This window comes from Actinocorallia herbida (assembly GCF_003751225.1).
Taxonomy (GTDB): domain Bacteria; phylum Actinomycetota; class Actinomycetes; order Streptosporangiales; family Streptosporangiaceae; genus Actinocorallia; species Actinocorallia herbida.
Window position 1 is genome coordinate 8,367,861 of record NZ_RJKE01000001.1, and the last position, 18,218, is coordinate 8,386,078.

Below are 18,218 nucleotides of genomic sequence, written 5' to 3' on the forward strand. Positions count from 1 at the left end.
CTCAGACCTCCGCGAGCCCGGCGAGCTTCAGCGCAAGCCGCTTGGCCTCGTCCATCGGGTAGTGCTTGCGCGCGACGAGCCGCTGCGCGTACAGGCCGCCGCCGGACTGGAGCATCGTGACGAGCTGCCAGCCGCCGTAGGCGTCGGCGGTGAAGTCGCGGATGGCGTGGAACAGGCGGGTGCGGTACTCGCCGCTGATGCCCTCCTTCGTCGCCATGTACTTCCTGATGAACGGCCCGACCTCGGCGTGCTCCAGGTCCGCGATCGACGGCGCGGTGACGATGGAGCCGCCGCCGATGTCGTGCAGGTTCCGGACCATCGTGCTGAACTCGGCGGCCCCGTGGTGCTTGGCCGCGTTGGTGAACAGCTCGCTGGGGAAGTACCAGCCTTCGGGGCTCGCTTCCGCGTTGGCGATCGCGGCCTCGAGACCCGCCCGCACGAGCGTCGCGTAGATCACCATTTCGGCGATCTTCTCCCGGATGTGGGAGACCCGCTCGGTGCCGTTGGCCTCGGCGATGAGCTGGGCGAGGCCGACGAGGGTGTCGCCGTACTCGGCGAGATGGGCGGTCGCGCCGAGGCGCTCCCACAGGCCGAGCGAGTGCGCGAAGGTCGCGGAGTGCTCGACCTCGCCGGCGAGGAACACCCGCTCGTTCGGCACGAACACGTCGTCCAGGATGACGAAGCCCTCGGGCATGTTGTGCCGGGAGCTCACGGGGAAGTCCTGGTGCCGCTCGCGGGGCGCGAAACTGGTGTTGACGATCTTGACGCCGGGGGCGTTGACCGGGATCGCGCAGGCGACCGCGTAGTCCTCCTCGCCCGGCTTCATCTTCTTCGTCGGCATCACCACGAGTTCGTGGCTGACCGACGCCGACGAGATGTGCAGCTTCGCGCCGCGGACCACGATCCCGTCCGGGCGGCGCTCGACGATCCGGACATAGGCGTCGGGGTCGTCCTGGCCGCTCGGGGAGAGCCTGCGGTCGCCCTTGGCGTCGGTGATCGCCTGGACGCAGCGCAGGTCCTGCGCCTTGCAGAGCTCGAAGTACCCCTCGATCCGGTCGGCGTAGACCGCGCTGGCCGGCCGGATCCTGGCCGCCGCGGTGAGCAGCGCGAGCAGGCCCTGGGACGTCGTCACGGTCACCATGTCCCAGTCGAGGAGCTCTTGGAGGATCTCCTTGAGCTGGTCCTTGCCGTGCGGAACGGCGAAGTAGGGCCCGCAGGCGTCCTCGCCCGGCTTGTAGTGCTTCGCATAGCCCTCGGCCACCAGCTCGATCGCCTGGACGAACTGGGGGTGCGACCTGAGGTCCTTGACCTCCTCACCCTCGGCGAACACCCGCCTGCCGTCTTCGAGCGAGGCCAGGTAGGCCTCCCTGCTCATCATCGCCATCGTGTCTCCCCTTCGATCCGGCGCAGTCCGTCCACCGTGACTGGCCCGGGAAAAATTCTGATGCTAAATTCAGTTTCAGTCAAGGGCGTGAAGGAAGCCGGGTCCCGGGCCTACACTCTGATCCCGTCGCGACCGCACGGAACGGGCGCGCCCGCCACGCGAGACGGAGGAGCCCGGCGATGCCACCCACCCCGAAGGGCAGACGGACCGAGGCCGCGTTCCTCGACGCCGCGCGCCGGGTCTTCGCGGAGAAGGGCTACTTCAACGCCAAGATCTCCGACATCGCACAGGCCGCGGGCAAGTCGTCAGGGTCCTTCTACAACTACTACGAGAACAAGGAGGAGCTGCTCCAGGCGCTCCTCGACCAGTTCTCGAGCGAGGTCCTCGTCAAGTCGTTCCAGAACCAGGGCGACGACCCCGAGGAGGGCATCCGAGCCGCCGCCCGGGTCTACTGGCACACCTACCGCGAGTACCTGGCCGAGATGATCGGCATGTTCCAGATGTCGATGACCGACGAGTCGTTCAACGCGCGCTGGCGCGAGGTCCGCAGCGCGGGCGTCCGGGCCGTGCTGGCGGGCATCCACGCCGCCGAACAGGCCGGCTACCGCCACGGGCCGCGCCCCGACCTCCTCGCCTCCGCCATCGCCGCCATGATCGACTCCTTCTGCTGGACCTGGCTCGCCACCGGTGGAGAACCCGACATGCCCACCCCCACCGACGAAGAGGCCATCGAGGCCATCGCCACGGTCTGGTACCGCTCCGTCTACTACGACCCCGTTCCCCGGGCCTGAGACCGGGAAGGCCCCGCCCGTCCGGGCGGGGCCTCCTGGCGGCGTCGGCGGAGCCTAGGCGGGGTCGCCGAGGGTGTCCTTGACGAGCTGGGGGCGGGAGGTCTTGCCCGTGGCCGTGCGGGGAAGGTCGGGGAGGACGCGGAGGAGCTTCGGGGTCTTGTAGCCGGGCAGGTGGAGCCGGCAGTGGTCCTGGATCTCCTCGGGGGTGGTCGTGCCGCCGGCGCGCAGGACCACGGCGGCGCAGACCTTCTGGCCCCAGTGCGGGTCGGGGACCCCGTAGACGGCGGCATCGGAGACGTCGGGGATGGCGGCGATGACGTTCTCCACCTCGCCCGGGTGGACGTTCTCGCCGCCCGTGACGATCATGTCGTCGGAGCGGCCCTGGACGAAGAGGTAGCCGCCGTCGTCGACGTAGCCGATGTCCCGGCTGTTGAACCAGCCGTCGACGAGGACGCCGCGGGACGGGTCGGCGCCCAGGTAGCCGAGGGTCATCGAAGGGGCCCGGAACCACAGTTCGCCCTCGGTGCCCCGCGCGACCTCCTCGCCCGTCAGCAGGTCCCGGACGCTGAGGTCGATGCCGTCGCCGGGCCGTCCGGCGGAGCCGAGCCTGGCCGGGTCGGCCCCGGGAAGGTGGTCCTCCTCGGTGAGGAAGCAGAGGCCGCCGCCCGCCTCCGTCATCCCGTAGACCTGGCAGAGGCCGCAGTCGAGCACCTCCATCGCCTCGGCGAGCAGGGTCGGGGTGATGGGCGAGGCGCCGTAGCCGATGTGCCGCAGCGCGGGCAGCGGGACGGGCTCCGCCTTCAGCTGGTCGACGATCATGCGGATCAGGGTCGGCACGAGGATCGTGTGGGTGGCCTCCCGCTCCGCGAGGGTGCGGACGAGCCCGGCGGGGCTCGGGTCGGACGGGTAGAGCAGGGTCGCGCCGATGCCGAGGCAGTACTGGGACCAGCACGCGCCCGCGGCGTGGAACGTCGGCGGGACGATGAGCACACGGGCGTCCTGCGAGAAGACGTGGACGTCGGCGTAGGGGATCATCGCGTCCACCGCGTCACGGGTCAGCGGGACGCCCTTGGGCTCGCCGGTCGAACCCGAGGTGAAGTAGATGACGGCCTCATCGCCGCCTTCCGCCTCCAGAGGGGCGATCGGGGCGACGTCCGGCCAGACCTCGGCCGCCTGGTCGAGCAGCGAGAACGCGGCGCCGACGAGCGGGGCCTGGTCGGCGAACTCACCGCCCGCGACCACGTGCTTCAGGCCGAGCGAGGCGGCGACCTCGCGCAGGGCCGCGGCGGGCAGCCGCCAGTTCAGCGGGACGAGGGCCGCCCTGCGCCGCCAGGCGGCGAGCAGGACGACGGGGTGGCCGGGCCCGTTCTGGCCGAGCCAGCCCACCCGGTCGCCCGGGCCGACACCCTGGGCGGCGAGGTGGGCGGCGGCCCGGTCGGCGGCTTCGTCGAGCTCCCGCCAGGTCAGGGTGCGGGCGCCGACCGCCGCGAGGGCGTCCGGTCGGGTCGCCGCGTGGCGGCGGACCGCCGCGTCGATGTCCACGGCGGGGCGCGGGACGCTTCTGGGCAAGGGGGCTCCTCCGTACGAGAAGGGGGTGGGTACTTCTCCGGATATTCCTGATACTAGGTTCAGTTTCAGTAGGGCCGCAAGACTTCCCTGTGAAGTCCACCACAATTGCCCAGAAACCGACAAAACGGAGAATTCCACCCGCCCAGATCGCCGACGCACCGGTGGGTCACGGTGCCAGGACGCCGTATCGGCCACGGTGGTAGAGCAGGGGCATCCGTTCGGCGTCGCCCGTCAGCGCCACCACCCGGCCGACGACGATCTCGTGGTCGCCGCCGGGGTGGATCTCCGCGATCTCGCACTCGATGTGCGCCGCGGCGCCGTCGAGCAGCGGGGCGCCGGAGACGCCGCGCCGCCACGGGACCTGCTCGAACTTGTCGTCCCGGCGCTGCCCGAAGAGCCCGCTCACGTCACGCTGCTCCGCCGCGAGGACGTTGACGCAGAACGCCCCCGTCGGACGGATCCGCCGCCACGTCACCGAGGACAGCGCCGGGCAGAACGCGATGAGCGGCGGGTCCATCGACAGCGAGGTGAACGACTGGCACGTCAGCCCGACGGGTTCGTCCGCGACCATGCCCGCGACCACCACGATGCCGCTCGCGAAGCCGCCCATGACCTCGCGGAACAGCCGCGGATCCATCTCCCGACCGTGCGCGGCGTCCGCCTGCCGGACATCCGTGGAGTTCGTCATCGGTATCCCTTCGCCCATGCCTTGACCAGCCTTAAAACTGAAACTAACATCAGTTCCAGTTATGACACAAGCTCTCCCTGATTGGGGTAAAGACATGGAACTGGGCATCCTCAGCCTGGGAGACCACCTCCCCGACCCGCGCACCGGCGAGCGGGTCTCGCAGGCCGCGCGGCACCAGGCCATCGTCGAGGCCGGGGTGCGCGCGGAGGAACTCGGCTTCACGATGTACGCGATCGGCGAGCACCACTTCAACGACTACATCGTCAGCTCGCCGAGCGTGATGCTCGCCGCCGTCGCCGCGCGCACCGGCCGGATCCGGCTCGCCCCCGCGGTGACCCTGCTGCCCATGGCCGACCCCGTCCGCGTCGCCGAGGACTTCGCCACCCTCGACCTCATCTCCGGCGGCCGCATGGAGATGGTCGTCGGCCGCGGCATCTCCACCAAGGACTACCGGGCCTTCGGCTACGACCCGGCCGAGGACCGCGACAACCTCGACGAGAAGCTCGCGCTCCTCAAGGCCCTGTGGAGCGCGGACGCGCAGCCCGTCACCTGGTCCGGGAGGTTCCGCTCGCCGCTCAAGAACGTGACGGTCCAGCCCCGGCCGCTCCAGGCCGAGCCACGGATCTGGATGGGCAGCGGCCTCAGCGAGGGCTCGATCCGGCGCGCCGCCGAGCAGGGCCACCCGCTGTTCCTGCCGAGCATCCTGCTCGCGCCCGAGGCGTACGCCGAGCCCGTCCGGCTCTACCGGGAGGTCATGGAGGAGCACGGGTTCGGCGAGCGCGCGTTCGTCGGGTGCTGCTCGTACGTGCACGTCCAGGAGCGAAGCCAGGACGCGAAGGACACCTGGGAGCCTTACCTCGTCCAATACGTCGAGTGGGTGAACGCGCTGACCGGGCGGCAGATGAAGGCCGACTACGCCTCGCTCATCGACGGGCCCGCCATCTGCGGCAGCCCCGCCGAGGTCTCCGACCGGCTCCAGGCCGTCGAGGAACTCCTCCGCCCGGACGTCCACCTCTCCGTCTTCGACCCGGGCGGCCTCCCCGCCGAGGACGTCCTCGCGACGATGGAGCTGTTCGCCTCCGACGTCATGCCCAAGCTGCACGGCTGACCCCGGCCCGGTGGCGGGCTCCCCGGCGAAGCCGGGTCCTTCGAGAGCCCGTCACCGGGGGCGTCAGCGCGGCGCGCGCATGATGATCGCCGCCGAGGCCGCGGCGAGTACCCCGATGAAGACGGCGAGCGCGATGGCCGCGTCGAGCAGGGTCGTCGCGGTGACGAGGACGCCCGCGGCGACGACGGGGATCGTCAGCCCGATGTAGGCGGCGATGAAGAACGCCGAGATGACCTCGCCCCTGCGCTCCTCCGGGGCGATCGCGGTGACCGAGGAGAGCCCCGCGCGGAAGGCGAGGCCGACCCCAACACCGCCCACGAGCACCCCCGCGACCAGCACCGGCAGCGACGCCGCCGCGACCGCCGAGACGACCACGACGACCCCCGACGTCATCAGCACGAGGCCGAGCAGGCTCGCCGTGCGGGGGACGAAGCGGCCCGCGGCGACCTGCGCGGCGGCGGCCGCCGCGAACAGCAGGAACGCGACGACCCCGGCCGTCTGGTGGCTCCTGTTCCCCAGCCCCTCCGCCAGGACCTGGCCCGCCAGCGCCGTCGTGAACCCGAGCAGCGCGAACGAGGCGAGCCCCGCGATCGCCGCGGCGAGGAACGGCACCCGGATCTCCGCCGGCACCCCGATCCGCTGGAACCCCACCCCCGCCCGGAACCCGTCCCTGACCCGCACCGTCTCCGGCACCCGCCACACGAACACCAGCACGACGGGCAGCAGCAGCAGCGCCCCCGCGAGATACGGCACGTCCAGCGGATGCGGCACATGGTCGGCGAGCACCCCGGCGATCAGCGGCCCGAGCCCGAGCCCGCCCATGTTCGCCACGGTCGCCATGACCCCGGCCTTGCTCCGCACCCCCAGCGGCGACTCCAGCTCCGCGATGTACGCGGTGGCCGCCCCCGTGATCAACCCGGCCGAGACCCCCGAGACCAGCCGCCCCACGAACAGCCCGGTCAGCCCCTTCGTCGCCACGAACACCACCGCGGACGCCACCGAGAACGCGACCGCCGCCAGCAGCACCGGCCGCCGCCCCACATGGTCGGACAGCCGCCCGAGAAACTGCAGCGTCCCGAGCACCCCCACGGCGTACACCGCGTAGATCACCGTCACCATCAACGGATTCAGCGCCAGCCGCGCCGAATAGATCGCGTACAACGGCGTAGGCAACGTCGTGGCCACCATCACCACGGTGAACACATAGGCCACCAGCAGGCTGTCCCGCCGAGCCGTCCCCGACCCCGTCATGGTCCTCATCATGCCCACCCTTCGCGGGCCCGATCTCCGATCACGGGAGTCGCCAACGCGGCGGGGCGCCCGCCAATTCCGTCAGGCCCCCGGCGCGCGCCCGCCGGCACGGGATCGCGTCAGCGCTTGGGCCACTGCCAGGGGGGTTCGTCCAGTGGGCCCTCCCGGCCTGCCACCTCGGTCTCGCCGTTCTCGTTCTTGAGGAGTTCCACGAGGGTGGCGTGGTGCGGGCGGGCGGTGAGGGCCTCGGCGAGGGCCGGGGAGTGGGTGACGACGAGGAGCTGGGTGCGGCGGGCGGCGGTGGCGAGGAGGGACGCGAGGGGGGCCAGGAGGGACGGGTGGAGGGAGGATTCAGGTTCGTTGAGCACCAGGAGGTCCGGGGGGCGGGGAGTGAGGAGGGCGGCGGACCACAGGAGGTAGCGGAGGGTGCCGTCGGAGAGTTCCGCGGCGCCCAGCGGACGGCGCAGGCCGGGCTGGCGGAGCCGGAGGAGGAAGCGGCCGTCCTCGTCCACGCCGATCTCGACGGCGCTGCCGGGGAAGGCCGCGTCGACGGCTTCGCCGAGCGCCTCGTGGTCGCCTATCTCGCGGACGGTCTGGAGGGCCGCGGCCAGGTCGGCGCCGTCCGACGCCAGGACCGGCGTGCGGGTGCCGACGCGGGCGGCGCGAGCGGGCGCGTCCGCGTCGGTGCGCACCTGGTCGTAGAACCGCCACGACCGCAGCAGCTCCCGCACCCGGGTCAGCTCGGGCGACCGCCCCGCCAGCTCGCCGAGCATGCTGTCGTAGGGCCGCAGCCCCTTCGGCGCGGTCTCCCACCCGCCGCGCTCCCCCCGCACCTTGACCCGCGGCCCCGCCCGGTCCGACAGCAGCGCCGCGGGCCGCAGCAGCGGCCCGTGCCACACGCACTCCCGCTTGATCTCCGGATCCAGGTTGAACAGCGAAGGCACCCCCGGCGCCCCCGCCGTCGCGATCGGATACCCGAAATCCACCGCGTAACCGCACTCGTCCCCCGCGAACCCCAACTTGAGGCTCACCCCGGCCTCCCGCCCGCCTCTCTCCCCCGCCCACAACGCCGAAGGCAACCCCCCTTCCCGTGCGAGCGCCCCCACCGCTCCGCCGCTCCCCGCCTCTCCCAGCAACCTGAGCGCCTTGTACAGACTCGACTTCCCGCTCCCGTTGGCCCCCGTCACCACCGTCAGCGCCCCGAGTGGCAGCACGAGCCTCCTGAGCGACCGATAGTTCTCCACCGCGACCGTCGTCAGCATCCCCCCAGTCTGCCCCTCCCCACCGACAACCTCGGCGACCCGACGGCGCGCGTGCGCGCCCGCCGACGCGGCGGCCACGACCCGGAATCGGCTCCGCCATAGCTTTCACTTTCAGTCCATTGCAACGCAATGCCCGTGGTTGTTGCGTTAGCTCGCAGGACTATTGCAACAATATTCGCGCATTCACCTGCGATGATGCGTTTATCGTGCAACAAGCTTGTTGCCAGTTCTTCGAACGCAACGTAGCTTTTGCGATGTCGGAAACAACGACCGACACGAGAGCACAGGAGAGCACGATGCAGAAGTTCGCCACCCCCGCCCCGATCACCGCCGTCCTGAACGTCCCCGCCGGGCGAGTCCGCCTCATCGCCGCCGACCGCACCGACACCGTGGTCGAGGTCCTGCCCGCCGACGCCACCAAGACCCGTGACGTCAAGGCCGCCGAGCAGACCACCGTCGCCTACACCGACGGCGTCCTGCGGATCGAGGGCCCGGCCGCCAAGAACCAGCTCCTGGGCGCCCCCGGATCCATCGAGGTGACCGTCCAGCTGCCCGCCGGCTCCAGCGCCGAAGGCAAGGCCGCCGCCACCGAACTCCGCGCCGTCGGCCGGCTCGGCGACATCGCCTTCGACGGCGCCTACCACCACATCAAGATCGACGAAGCCACCCGCATCACCCTCACCGCCACCGACGGCCACATCGAGATCGGCCGCCTCACCGGCCCCGCCGACCTCACCACCCAGCGCGGGAACATCACCATCACCGAAGCCACCACCGGCAAGGTCGCCCTCACCACCCAGGCCGGCGACATCACCATCACCACCGCCCCAGGCGTCTCGGCCTCCCTCGACGCCGGCACCTCCCACGGCCGCATCACCAACACCCTCAAGAACGACGGCACCCCCACCCTCGACATCCACGCCACCACCACCCAGGGCGACATCACCGCCCGCAGCCTCTGACCGCCGCCCCGTCGAAGAGAGCAGGACACCCCCCATGACGAACCCGGCCATCACCGCACGCGGACTCCGCAAGTCCTACGGCGACAAGACCGTCCTGGACGGCATCGACCTCGACGTCCCCGAAGGCACGATCCTCGCCCTGCTCGGCCCCAACGGCGCGGGCAAGACCACCACCGTCCAGATCCTGTCCACCCTCATCACCGCCGACGACGGCGAGGCGCGGGTGGCCGGATTCGACCTGGCCCGCCAGGCCGACGACGTGCGCGGCGCGATCGGCGTCACCGGCCAGTACTCGGCGGTCGACAAGCTCCTCACCGGCCAGGAGAACCTCCTCCTCATGGCCGACCTCCACCACCTGACCAAGCGCGACGGCCGGCGGAAGGCCGCCGACCTCCTGGAGCGCTTCGACCTCGTCGACGCCGCGCACAAGCCCGCCTCCACCTACTCCGGCGGCATGCAGCGCCGCCTCGACCTCGCCATGACCCTCGTCGGCGACCCCCGCCTCATCTTCCTCGACGAACCGACCACCGGCCTGGACCCCCGCAGCCGCCGCTCCCTCTGGCAGATCGTCCGCGACCTCGTCACCGACGGCACCACCATCTTCCTCACCACCCAGTACCTCGAAGAAGCCGACCAGCTCGCCGACCGCATCGCCCTCCTCGACCACGGGAAGCTCATCGCCCAGGGCACCGCCGACGAGCTCAAGCGCCTCATCCCCGGCGGCCACATCGAACTCAAGTTCGCCGACGCGGCGCTCCTCGACGCGGCCGGATCCGCGCTCGCCGCCGGAACGCCCGACCCCGAGACCCTCACCCTCCAGGTCCCCAGCGACGGCAGCGTCCGCGCCGTCCGCGAACTCCTCGCCCTCCTGGACGAGCGCGCCATCGACGTCGCCGAGATGAACGTGCACACCCCCGACCTCGACGACGTCTTCCTCACCCTCACCGGCCGCCCCGAAGCCCCCGCCCAGCACTGAACGCCCCTCCGCCCCCGCGCCGAAACCCCCAGGGAGATCCCCCCATGAGCGCCCTCGCCCTCGCCGCCCGCGACTCGTCCACCATGATCCGCCGCCAGCTCAAGCGCCTCGTCCGCTACCCGGCCATGACCGTCCAGCTCGTCATCACGCCGATCATCATCCTGTTCCTGTTCGTCTACGTCCTCGGCGGCACCCTCGGTGAAGGCATCGGCGGCGGACGCGCCGAGTACATCGCCTACATCGTCCCCGGCATCCTGCTGATGGCGGCCTCCACGGCCGTGGCCGGCACCGCCGTCATGGTCGCGACCGACATGACCGAAGGCATCGTCGCCCGCTTCAAGACGATGCGCATCTCCCGAGCGTCGGTCCTGACCGGCCATGTCGCCGCCAGCGTCATCCAGCAGCTCCTCAGCATGGCCGCCCTCCTCGCCATCGCCTACGCCCTCGGCTTCCGCCCCAACGCCTCCGCGGTCGAGTGGCTCGCCGTCCTGGGCCTGCTCACCCTCTTCGCCTTCGCCATCTCCTGGATCGCCGTGGCCCTCGGCCTCGCCTCCCCCACCCCCGAAGCCGCGGGCAGCAGCCCCATGTTCCTCATGCTCCTCCCCTTCCTGGGCAGCGGCTTCGTCCCCACCGACTCCATGCCCACCGTCCTCCGCTGGTTCGCCGACTACCAGCCCTTCACCCCCATCATGGAAACCACCCGAGGCCTCCTCCTCGGCACCGAAATCGGCAACAACGCCTACATCTCCCTCGCCTGGTGCATCGCCCTGACCGCCCTCTCCTACCTCTGGGCCAAGAACACCTTCACCAAAGCCTGACCCCCATGCCCCGCCCGAACAGGGCCGTCAGACCCCAGGGTCCGACGGCCCTGAGCCTTTTCCCCGGTCCCCTGCCCTGTGCCGGTGCTTCCCTCAGGCCACAGGCGAACGCGTAGAGCCGCCCCATGTCCGTGTCCCGGCTGAGACTGACCGATGGCAATGGGCTTCACCGGCCCGCGTTCGGTCGATCTCGATCTCATCCGGCCCGACGGCGGCCACGCCGGATGGACCGTCCTCGCCGGGCGCAACGCCTCGGGCAAGACCACCCTCCTCCGGGCGATGGCCCTGGCGTTCCCGGCCCCGCAGGCGCCGCCTTCGAAGAGGGGCGGGTGTCCATAGGGGCCGAGGGCTGAAGGACCACGCCTTGCGGAACCCGACCTTGCGCGCAGCCCTACTTCGCTGACGTCCGCATCTCCAGGCGCACAGCTTGCCGTACACGTCGGCCGGCGATCCCAGAGCGTCATCCTCCAGCTGGCCAGGTGCTCTCAGGAGCACGATTCCGTACGATCTTTGCGATCTGAGGCCTGTATCCGCAGGTACGGCGCGGGTAGGGTGACGTTGTGCTGATCAGGTTCGAGGCGTCCAACCACCGCTCCATCAGGGAGCCGGCCGAACTCTCGATGGTCGCGATCGATCACGACCGGGCGGAGGCCCGGCATGCGCCGATGCTCGGCGAGAGCCTGCTGCCGGTGGCCGCGATCTACGGGCCGAATGCCTCCGGCAAATCGAACGTGATCTCGGCCCTTGCCTGGCTGTGCGACGCCGTCCGCAACTCCGTGTACGCCTGGGAAGAAGAAATCCCGGTCGAACCTTTCATTTTTCGCAACGGCCGGGCCATACCCAGCGAATTTACCGCCGAAATCACCATCAACGACATCAGGTTCGAATACATCCTGGAAGTCGACTCGGAACACGTCATCTACGAGGGCCTCTTTCACTATCCGGAGAAAAAGCGCAGGCGAATTTTCGAAAGGGAGGGGCCGGAGCTCAAGCTACAACGAGGGCTCGGGGCCATATCCGGCACGAGAGGCCTCATGACCGATCGGACGCTCGCCCTGTCCGTTGCCAAGAGGTTCGACGAACCGCTGGTCCGGAGATTTGCACAGGAACTCCAAGAAGTGCAGATTCTGGGCAGCGCGGGCAACGTCCTCGGCAGTCCGTTTTCGGCAAAAGGCTACCGAACGCCCCGGCTGATGGCCCGGAACAGGTCGATCTCTCCGACGGCTCGCTGGTTCGACAACCCGCCCGACCAGCTGGCGCTCTTCGAAGAGAGCGAGATCAGCGAGACCTCGTCCACGGATCGCGACCAGGCCCTGGCCATGCTCCGGCTCGCGGATCTGGGGATCGAGGACGTCGTCATCGACACGGACGAGTTGCGGCGCTCCGACGGGGAAAGAGTGACCCGTCGCAAGATCCGGCTCCTTCACAAGTCGACGGACGAGAGCGTTCCCTTCGATCTGGAGATCGAGTCGGAGGGCACAAGGTCATGGTTCAACACCATCGGGCCCGTACTCTCCGCACTCCGGCGAGGGTCGATCGTGCTCTTCGACGAACTTGACGCGAGCCTGCATCCGACCCTGTCCGCCGAGCTACTGAAGATCTTCCACAGCCCCGCGACCAACCCGCGCGCGGCACAGCTGATCTTCACCTCACACGACACCAGTCTGCTGAACCACCTGAACAGGGACGAGGTCTGGCTGACCGAGAAGAAGGCCGACGGATCCACCCGGCTGGGTGCGCTGTCGGACTTCGCGGGCGAGCGGGTGCGAAGATCGCAGAACCTGGAGAACGCCTACCTGCACGGCCGTTTCGGTGCGCTCCCCCAGGTCGATCAGACGCTGCTTCTCCGCGCGCTCGGACTGATCGGCTGATGGGCTCTCGGCAACGTCGCGGCGCCAAGCCGCTGCGCAGGACCGCCGGCAGCAGAAAAGAGCTGAGGACCATCATGGTCTTCTGCGAAGGGCAGAATTCCGAACCGGACTACATCAATGGCCTGAAGCGATTGCCTCATATAGCGGAGAACACCGCACTGGATATCCGGATCCATCCAGAGCAGGGAGTTCCGCTCACGCCGGTCAAGATGGCCCGTGAACATGTCGGCGATCCCGAGATCGACGAGTGCTGGTGCATCTTCGATGTCGAGTGGCCGCGAAACCATCCGCATCTCGCCCAAGCCGTCAACCTCGCCGAGTCGAGTGGAATCAATCTCGCCATATCGAACCCCTGTTTCGAGCTGTGGCTCATCCTGCACCACAAGCAGCACGGGGCGTTCATCGACACCAATCCGGCCGAGAGTCTTTCACGCTCTCTGGACAGCCGGACGGGGAAGAGCATCGATGCCGCTCTCTACATGCCGCTGAGGAAGCAGGCGGCGAGGAGCGCGATTCTCCTCGACAAGGGGCATCGGCAGAGCGAGACCCGATTCCCGCACGACAACCCTTCCTCCGGCATGTACAAGTTCCTCAAGAGCCTCGAAGGCGAGGGCTAGCCGGGCCGGCGGCTATGCGGCGGTCAGGTGCGAGCGGAGGCGGTTGCCGAAGCGGGCGAGGAGGCCGGGGCGCTTCGGGGCGGGGGCGCGTCGGGAGCGGTCGAGGCCGGGCCGGTAGTCGTCGGCGGGCTGGGGCGGCGGGTCCGCCGCCGGGATGAGGGTGTGGGCGGGGCGAGGGGTTGGGGCTCGAAGTGTGCCTGGTGCGGGAGAGATGACGGGTGCGGGGTGGGGCGGAAGGGGCCGGGGTGCACGGGCCGGGTCGGGGAAGGGGGTGGCGCGGGTCGCGTAGGGGCCGGGGAGGGCGGGGGCGGAGGGGGGACGGGTGCGGAGGGTGGTCCAGAGGGCGTGGCCGAGGGTTTCGAGGGTGGGGGCGGTGATCCAGGTGTCGCGGCCGGACAGGGGGACGAGGGCGCGCCAGACGCGGGTGGACTCGCCGAACCAGAGGGCGAGGACCTCGGGGAAGCTCGCGCGGAGGGCGCGCTGGTCGAGGGGGCGGGGGGCGTTGTTCGCCGTGGAGGAGGCGGAGCGGGGCGGCGGAGTGCCGATGCGGTCGCACATGGGCGGGGTCCTTCCTGGGCTAGGCCTTCGGGCGAGGCGCCCTGGGTCCTACGGGGTTCGTGACGGGCTGGGTTTCGGCTGCCGCTCGTCAGGCGGACGCGTCCGGGTCGATTTCGAACCAGACCGTGGTGCCCTTGCCGTCAGGGGCGGGGGTGTGGCCCCAGGAGAGGGCGAGGGCGTCGAGGAGGAAGAGGCCGCGGCCGTCTTCGTCGTCGTCTTCGGCGATCCGGGGCACAGGGATTCCGCCGCCCTCGTCGGACACCTCGACTCGCAGCACGCCCGGCCCGTGCAGCAGCGAGATCCGCACGATCCCGGCGCCCCCGTACTGGACTGCGTTGGTGGCGGCCTCCGAGGTGAGGAGGCGAAGTGTGTCGATCGCGCAGGGAGTCGCATACTTGACGGCGGCCTCCGCCACCCAGGTTCGCGCCCGTGCGGGCATCCGAACGTCCGGCTTCAGGTGGCTGAACCCGATGAGGCCGAGTCTCGATTGATACATCACCACACTCCTGACTGCTTTCGGACGACTACGCTGAGCGATGTCATGCACGGGAACAGGATGGCATTAACAAGTCAATGAAGGTGTGAACAAGTCAGAGTTTCGTGGCCCGATCTGGCCAGTAACACCCCGCGACGCTCCGTCACAGTGGGAGACTGCGGCGTATGGCACCTGCGGAGATGGCGGATTTCTCGGTGAACGAGACGGTGGGCGGGCCGACGGTCCGGCACCGACGGCTGTCGGCGGAACTGCGCAAACTTCGCGAATCTGCCGAATTGACGCCGCAGCAGGCCGCAGATCTTCTCGGCTGGAGTCGGCCGAAGCTCGTCAGGATCGAGACGAGCGGCGGGGCACCCTCAGCGGACGATGTGCAGCGCATCCTCGACGCGTACGGCGGCACCGACCAGGCGCTCCGGCTCGCGCTGGTCCAGCTCGTCCAAGACGTCCGGGTGCGCGGATGGTGGTCGGCGTACGGCGACGTCGTCGGAGGCTCCTATGCGCAGTGCGAGGATGCGGCGACCGAAATCAGGAGCTATCAGACATCGTTCATTCCCGGTCTGCTCCAAACGCCCGCCTACGCTCGCGCGATCATGCAGGAGGATGATCCCGACCTGATCGAGCGGCGAGTGCAGGCCCGTCTTACCCGCCAGGCCCTGCTCACCCGCCCATCCGCGCCGAAGCTCTCGATCGTGCTCGACGAGACCGCTCTCCGGCTCCCCATCGGGGACGGAGAAGTGATGCGCGAACAACTGGAGGCGCTGCTGACGGCGGCGCGACGGTCGAACATCGGCATTCGCGTGCTGGAGAGCTCCGCCGGTCTACATCCCGGCAGAACGGGCGGCAGCTTCGTCATCTTCAGCTTCGCGAGCCCCATCGAACCGGACGTCGTCTACCTGGAGACGATCGCCGGCGGCCTATATCTGGAGGAGATCGCCCAAGGGAGGCGCTGTAGCCTCCTGCACGAGGGCATCGTCAGCACCGCCCTTCCTGAGGATCCGTCGGCAGCACTCATCGCCGCCATCATCAAGGAGTGACCAGACACATGATCCACCGCGACGAGGTTCTGACCGTGATCTGGCGCAAGAGTTCCTACAGCGCTCCGCAGGGCAGCGACTGTGTAGAGCTCGGCGAGTTGCGCGGAGGCGTGGGCATCCGCGACTCCAAGAGCCCTGAACGCGCGCAGTTGAACGTCACTCGCGGCCAGTTGCGCGGCCTGACCTCCCGCATTCGCAGCGGCGGCATCTGACCCCAGTCGCACCTGCGCGATGCCCCCGGCTACGTGAGTTGCCGGGGGCCTTCGTTTTGTCAGTTGGTGACGAAAGGCAGGAAGTGGCCTACGCCGTTGGTCTTTCGGGCGGCGTCCAGGCGTTCCTGGGTGGGGCGGCCGTAAGTCGTGGTGCGTTGGGTGGCGGGGCGGCCGGCGCGGGCGGCTATCTCCTCCAGGGAGGAGATGGTCTTGAAGCTGCCGTTTCCGGAGCCGGCCATGCGGGAGATGGTCTCCTCCATGAGGGTGCCGCCCAGGTCGTTCACGCCGCCTTGGAGGACTTCGGTGCAGAGGTCGTCGGAGAGCTTCACCCAGCTGGTCTGGATGTTGTCGATGGCGCCGTGCAACAGGATGCGGGAGAGGGCGTGGACGGCGCGGTTCTCGCGGACGGTGGGGCCCGGGCGGGCGATGCCGGCCAGGTAGATGGGGGCGTTGTGGTGGACGAAGGGGAGCAGGACGAACTCGGTGAAGCCGCCTGTTTCCTCTTGGATCGACCGGAGCAGTTTGAGGTGGGCCACCCAGTGGGCGGGGGTGTCGACGTGGCCGTACATCATCGTCGACGTGGTGGGCAGGCCCACCGAGTGGGCGGTCTTGACCACGTCGATCCAGGCCGAGGTGGGGAGTTTGCCCTTGGTCAGGACCCAGCGGACGTCGTCGTCGAGGATCTCGGCGGCGGTGCCCGGCAGGGAGTCCACCCCGGCCTCCTTGGCCGCGATGAGCCATTCGCGCAGCGACAGGCCGGTGCGGGCCGTCCCGTTGACGACCTCCATCGGGCTGTAGGAGTGCAGGTGGATGTCGGGCCGCCGGCTCTTCACCTCGCGGGCCAGGTCGAAGTAGGCGGTGCCGGGCAGGTCGGGGTGGATGCCGCCCTGCATGCAGATCTCGGTCGCGCCCGCCTCCCACGCCTGGTCGACACGATCGCCGACCTGGGAGAGCGACAACGAGTAGGCGTCGGCGTCGGTGCGGCGCTGGGCGAAGGCGCAGAAGCGGCAACCGGTGTAGCAGACGTTGGTGAAGTTGATGTTCCGGGTGACGACATAGGTGACCTCGTCGCCGTTGACCTCGCGGCGCAGGTCGTCGGCGATCTTCGCCAAGGCCGCCAGCTCGGGGCCGTCGGCGTGCAGGAGGGCCAGGGCGTGCGTGTCGGACAGGCCGCCCGGGTCCTTCTCGGCGGCGGCGAGCGCGGCCTTGACGTCGGCGTCGAACCGCTCGGGGACGCGGACGCGTTCGCGCAGCGCGTCCCAGTCGCCGTAGACCTCGTCGAAGTCGTCGCGGCGGTCCGAGGTGCGGCCTTCGGTGTCGATGGCGGTGTGCAGGTCGGTGCGGCCCGTCTCGGCGAAGCCGCCGTCCGGCTCCTGCCAGCTGCGGCCCTCGACCACGGCGTCCTCGTCGGCGAGGCCGTCGGGCGTGCTGAGCGCCCGGACGTGCGCGAGGAGGCGCGGGTCGAGCCAGGGCTCACCCTTCTTCACGTACTCGGGGTAGATGGTGAGGCGCTCGCGCAGGGTGAACCCGGCGGCGGCGGTGCGCGCGGCGAGCTCCTCGATCTGCGGCCACGGCCGCTCGGGGTTGACGTGGTCGGGCGTGAGCGGTGAGACGCCGCCCCAGTCGTCGATGCCCGCGCGCAGGAACAGCGCGTACTCCTCGTCCAGGAGGTTCGGCGGCGCCTGGATGCGCGCCTTCGGCCCGAGGACGAGCCTGGCGACGGCGATCGTCGCGGCGAGCTCCTCGAGTTCGGCGTCCGGGGTGCCGCGCATCGCCGTGTCGGGCTTCGCCCGGAAGTTCTGGACGATGACCTCCTGGATCGCCCCGTACTCCCGCATGGTCCGGCGGATGGCGAAGAGCGCGTCGGCGCGTTCCTCGATGGTCTCGCCGATGCCGATGAGGATGCCCGTGGTGAACGGAACGTTGCAACGGCCGGCGTCCTCGAGGACGCGCAGCCGCACGGCGGGGTCCTTGTCGGGCGAGCCGTAGTGCGGGCCGCCCTTCTCGGTGAACAGCCGGGTCGCGGTGGTCTCCAGCATCATCCCCATGGACGGCGCGACGGGCTTGAGCCGCTGGAAGTCGCGCCAGGACAGGACGCCGGGGTTGAGGTGCGGAAGGAGGCCGGTCTCCTCAAGGACGCGGATGGCCATCGCGCGCACATAGGAGAGCGTGTCGTCGTAGCCCTGCTCGTCGAGCCACTCGCGGGCCTGGTGCCAGCGGTCCTCGGGGCGGTCGCCGAGGGTGAACAGGGCTTCCTTGCAACCGAGCGCGGCGCCCTGCCGGGCGATGTCGAGCACCTCGTCGGGGCTCAGGAACGGGGCCGGGAGCTTGCCAGGGGCGGTCGCGAACGTACAGTATCCACAGCGGTCGCGGCACAGCCGCGTCAGCGGGATGAACACCTTGCGGCTGTAGGTGATGACGCCGGGGCGCCCGGCGTCGCGCAGGCCCGCGTCGCGGGTGCGCGCGGCGTAGGTCAGCAGCGCGTCGAGGCTGTCGCCTCGGGCGTGCAGCAGAACCGCGGCCTCGGCCTGGTCGAGGGTCTTCCCGTCGCGGGCGCGCGCCAGTGCGCGGCGCAGCCCGGATTCACTCACTGCGCTCTCCATGGGCGCACTCTATGCCAA

General features: G+C 69.9%; 18 protein-coding genes. 10 read left to right on the plus strand and 8 right to left on the minus strand.

The annotated features are described in order from the left end of the window. Position 1: 1 nt before the first annotated feature. Positions 2 to 1,384, minus strand: a complete 1,383-nt coding sequence (locus tag EDD29_RS38015; protein ID WP_123669028.1) for a 4-hydroxyphenylacetate 3-hydroxylase N-terminal domain-containing protein — start codon at positions 1,382 to 1,384, stop codon at positions 2 to 4. A gap of 179 nt (positions 1,385 to 1,563) precedes the next feature. On the opposite strand from EDD29_RS38015, the gene EDD29_RS38020 reads away from it, so the two are divergent. Then, positions 1,564 to 2,175 (plus strand): TetR/AcrR family transcriptional regulator, encoded by a 612-nt coding sequence (locus tag EDD29_RS38020; RefSeq protein WP_123669029.1) that lies wholly within the window; start codon positions 1,564 to 1,566, stop codon positions 2,173 to 2,175. A 54-nt stretch (positions 2,176 to 2,229) separates the two neighbouring features. On the opposite strand, the gene EDD29_RS38025 is transcribed toward EDD29_RS38020, so the two are convergent. Both EDD29_RS38025 and EDD29_RS38030 read right to left on the minus strand, forming a co-directional pair. Beyond that, positions 2,230 to 3,744 carry a class I adenylate-forming enzyme family protein gene (locus EDD29_RS38025; RefSeq protein ID WP_123669030.1) on the minus strand — a complete coding sequence of 505 codons (1,515 nt, stop codon included), beginning with the start codon at positions 3,742 to 3,744 and terminating at the stop codon, positions 2,230 to 2,232. Positions 3,745 to 3,910: 166 nt separating this feature from the next. Beyond that, positions 3,911 to 4,432: a flavin reductase family protein gene (locus EDD29_RS38030; RefSeq protein WP_211360139.1), complete on the minus strand. Its 522-nt coding sequence runs from the start codon at positions 4,430 to 4,432 to the stop codon at positions 3,911 to 3,913. Between the two features lie 94 nt (positions 4,433 to 4,526). Between EDD29_RS38030 and EDD29_RS38035 the strand changes: the two genes are divergently transcribed. Then, positions 4,527 to 5,540, plus strand: a complete 1,014-nt coding sequence (locus EDD29_RS38035) for an LLM class flavin-dependent oxidoreductase (RefSeq protein ID WP_170201738.1) — start codon at positions 4,527 to 4,529, stop codon at positions 5,538 to 5,540. Between the two features lie 63 nt (positions 5,541 to 5,603). Here the strand turns inward: EDD29_RS38035 and EDD29_RS38040 are convergent, their stop codons facing one another. Both EDD29_RS38040 and EDD29_RS38045 read right to left on the minus strand, forming a co-directional pair. Continuing rightward, entirely contained in the window at positions 5,604 to 6,791 is a 1,188-nt protein-coding gene (locus EDD29_RS38040) for an MFS transporter (RefSeq protein ID WP_170201739.1), read from the minus strand. A gap of 119 nt (positions 6,792 to 6,910) precedes the next feature. Then, positions 6,911 to 8,053, minus strand: a complete 1,143-nt coding sequence (locus EDD29_RS38045) for an AAA family ATPase (protein WP_123669033.1) — start codon at positions 8,051 to 8,053, stop codon at positions 6,911 to 6,913. Positions 8,054 to 8,349: 296 nt separating this feature from the next. Here EDD29_RS38045 and EDD29_RS38050 point away from each other — a divergent pair, with 296 nt between their 5' ends. The 6 genes from EDD29_RS38050 to EDD29_RS38075 all read left to right on the plus strand — a co-directional run bounded on the left by EDD29_RS38050 (position 8,350) and on the right by EDD29_RS38075 (position 13,297). After that, complete coding sequence (locus EDD29_RS38050) at positions 8,350 to 9,015, plus strand: DUF4097 family beta strand repeat-containing protein (RefSeq protein WP_123669034.1); 666 nt, start codon at positions 8,350 to 8,352, stop codon at positions 9,013 to 9,015. 34 nt (positions 9,016 to 9,049) lie between these two features. Further along, a complete protein-coding gene (locus EDD29_RS38055; protein WP_123669035.1) occupies positions 9,050 to 9,991 on the plus strand; it encodes an ATP-binding cassette domain-containing protein in 942 nt (313 codons plus the stop codon). A gap of 44 nt (positions 9,992 to 10,035) precedes the next feature. Beyond that, positions 10,036 to 10,809: an ABC transporter permease gene (locus EDD29_RS38060; protein WP_123669036.1), complete on the plus strand. Its 774-nt coding sequence runs from the start codon at positions 10,036 to 10,038 to the stop codon at positions 10,807 to 10,809. Positions 10,810 to 10,962: 153 nt separating this feature from the next. Continuing rightward, entirely contained in the window at positions 10,963 to 11,148 is a 186-nt protein-coding gene (locus tag EDD29_RS38065; RefSeq protein ID WP_246053209.1) for an ATP-binding protein, read from the plus strand. 221 nt (positions 11,149 to 11,369) lie between these two features. Then, positions 11,370 to 12,680: an AAA family ATPase gene (locus EDD29_RS38070; RefSeq protein ID WP_123669037.1), complete on the plus strand. Its 1,311-nt coding sequence runs from the start codon at positions 11,370 to 11,372 to the stop codon at positions 12,678 to 12,680. Positions 12,681 to 12,754: 74 nt separating this feature from the next. Further along, the gene (locus EDD29_RS38075; protein ID WP_123670940.1) at positions 12,755 to 13,297 is read left to right on the plus strand and encodes an RloB family protein; all 543 of its coding nucleotides are present in this window, start codon (positions 12,755 to 12,757) and stop codon (positions 13,295 to 13,297) included. Between the two features lie 12 nt (positions 13,298 to 13,309). Here the strand turns inward: EDD29_RS38075 and EDD29_RS38080 are convergent, their stop codons facing one another. Continuing rightward, entirely contained in the window at positions 13,310 to 13,855 is a 546-nt protein-coding gene (locus EDD29_RS38080; protein WP_123669038.1) for a hypothetical protein, read from the minus strand. An 88-nt stretch (positions 13,856 to 13,943) separates the two neighbouring features. Beyond that, the gene (locus EDD29_RS38085) at positions 13,944 to 14,351 is read right to left on the minus strand and encodes an ATP-binding protein (RefSeq protein WP_123669039.1); all 408 of its coding nucleotides are present in this window, start codon (positions 14,349 to 14,351) and stop codon (positions 13,944 to 13,946) included. Between the two features lie 164 nt (positions 14,352 to 14,515). On the opposite strand from EDD29_RS38085, the gene EDD29_RS38090 reads away from it, so the two are divergent. Continuing rightward, complete coding sequence (locus tag EDD29_RS38090; protein ID WP_246053210.1) at positions 14,516 to 15,385, plus strand: helix-turn-helix domain-containing protein; 870 nt, start codon at positions 14,516 to 14,518, stop codon at positions 15,383 to 15,385. An 8-nt stretch (positions 15,386 to 15,393) separates the two neighbouring features. Continuing rightward, positions 15,394 to 15,597 (plus strand): DUF397 domain-containing protein, encoded by a 204-nt coding sequence (locus tag EDD29_RS38095; RefSeq protein WP_123669040.1) that lies wholly within the window; start codon positions 15,394 to 15,396, stop codon positions 15,595 to 15,597. 59 nt (positions 15,598 to 15,656) lie between these two features. Here EDD29_RS38095 and EDD29_RS38100 read toward each other — a convergent pair whose 3' ends face one another. Then, a complete protein-coding gene (locus EDD29_RS38100) occupies positions 15,657 to 18,200 on the minus strand; it encodes a bifunctional FO biosynthesis protein CofGH (RefSeq protein ID WP_123669041.1) in 2,544 nt (847 codons plus the stop codon). Positions 18,201 to 18,218: the final 18 nt, after the last annotated feature.

What these genes read in the sequence shown, in the direction of transcription:
- EDD29_RS38075 (WP_123670940.1), top strand. Translation starts at nt 12,755, where the DNA reads ATGGTCTTCTGCGAAGGGCAGAATTCCGAACCGGACTACATCAATGGC.
- EDD29_RS38035 (WP_170201738.1), top strand. Translation starts at nt 4,527, where the DNA reads ATGGAACTGGGCATCCTCAGCCTGGGAGACCACCTCCCCGACCCGCGC.
- EDD29_RS38100 (WP_123669041.1), bottom strand. Translation starts at nt 18,200, where the DNA reads ATGGAGAGCGCAGTGAGTGAATCCGGGCTGCGCCGCGCACTGGCGCGC.
- EDD29_RS38030 (WP_211360139.1), bottom strand. Translation starts at nt 4,432, where the DNA reads ATGACGAACTCCACGGATGTCCGGCAGGCGGACGCCGCGCACGGTCGG.
- EDD29_RS38050 (WP_123669034.1), top strand. Translation starts at nt 8,350, where the DNA reads ATGCAGAAGTTCGCCACCCCCGCCCCGATCACCGCCGTCCTGAACGTC.
- EDD29_RS38065 (WP_246053209.1), top strand. Translation starts at nt 10,963, where the DNA reads ATGGCAATGGGCTTCACCGGCCCGCGTTCGGTCGATCTCGATCTCATC.
- EDD29_RS38085 (WP_123669039.1), bottom strand. Translation starts at nt 14,351, where the DNA reads ATGTATCAATCGAGACTCGGCCTCATCGGGTTCAGCCACCTGAAGCCG.
- EDD29_RS38080 (WP_123669038.1), bottom strand. Translation starts at nt 13,855, where the DNA reads ATGTGCGACCGCATCGGCACTCCGCCGCCCCGCTCCGCCTCCTCCACG.
- EDD29_RS38095 (WP_123669040.1), top strand. Translation starts at nt 15,394, where the DNA reads ATGATCCACCGCGACGAGGTTCTGACCGTGATCTGGCGCAAGAGTTCC.
- EDD29_RS38045 (WP_123669033.1), bottom strand. Translation starts at nt 8,053, where the DNA reads ATGCTGACGACGGTCGCGGTGGAGAACTATCGGTCGCTCAGGAGGCTC.
- EDD29_RS38015 (WP_123669028.1), bottom strand. Translation starts at nt 1,384, where the DNA reads ATGGCGATGATGAGCAGGGAGGCCTACCTGGCCTCGCTCGAAGACGGC.
- EDD29_RS38055 (WP_123669035.1), top strand. Translation starts at nt 9,050, where the DNA reads ATGACGAACCCGGCCATCACCGCACGCGGACTCCGCAAGTCCTACGGC.
- EDD29_RS38040 (WP_170201739.1), bottom strand. Translation starts at nt 6,791, where the DNA reads ATGACGGGGTCGGGGACGGCTCGGCGGGACAGCCTGCTGGTGGCCTAT.
- EDD29_RS38090 (WP_246053210.1), top strand. Translation starts at nt 14,516, where the DNA reads ATGGCACCTGCGGAGATGGCGGATTTCTCGGTGAACGAGACGGTGGGC.
- EDD29_RS38020 (WP_123669029.1), top strand. Translation starts at nt 1,564, where the DNA reads ATGCCACCCACCCCGAAGGGCAGACGGACCGAGGCCGCGTTCCTCGAC.
- EDD29_RS38060 (WP_123669036.1), top strand. Translation starts at nt 10,036, where the DNA reads ATGAGCGCCCTCGCCCTCGCCGCCCGCGACTCGTCCACCATGATCCGC.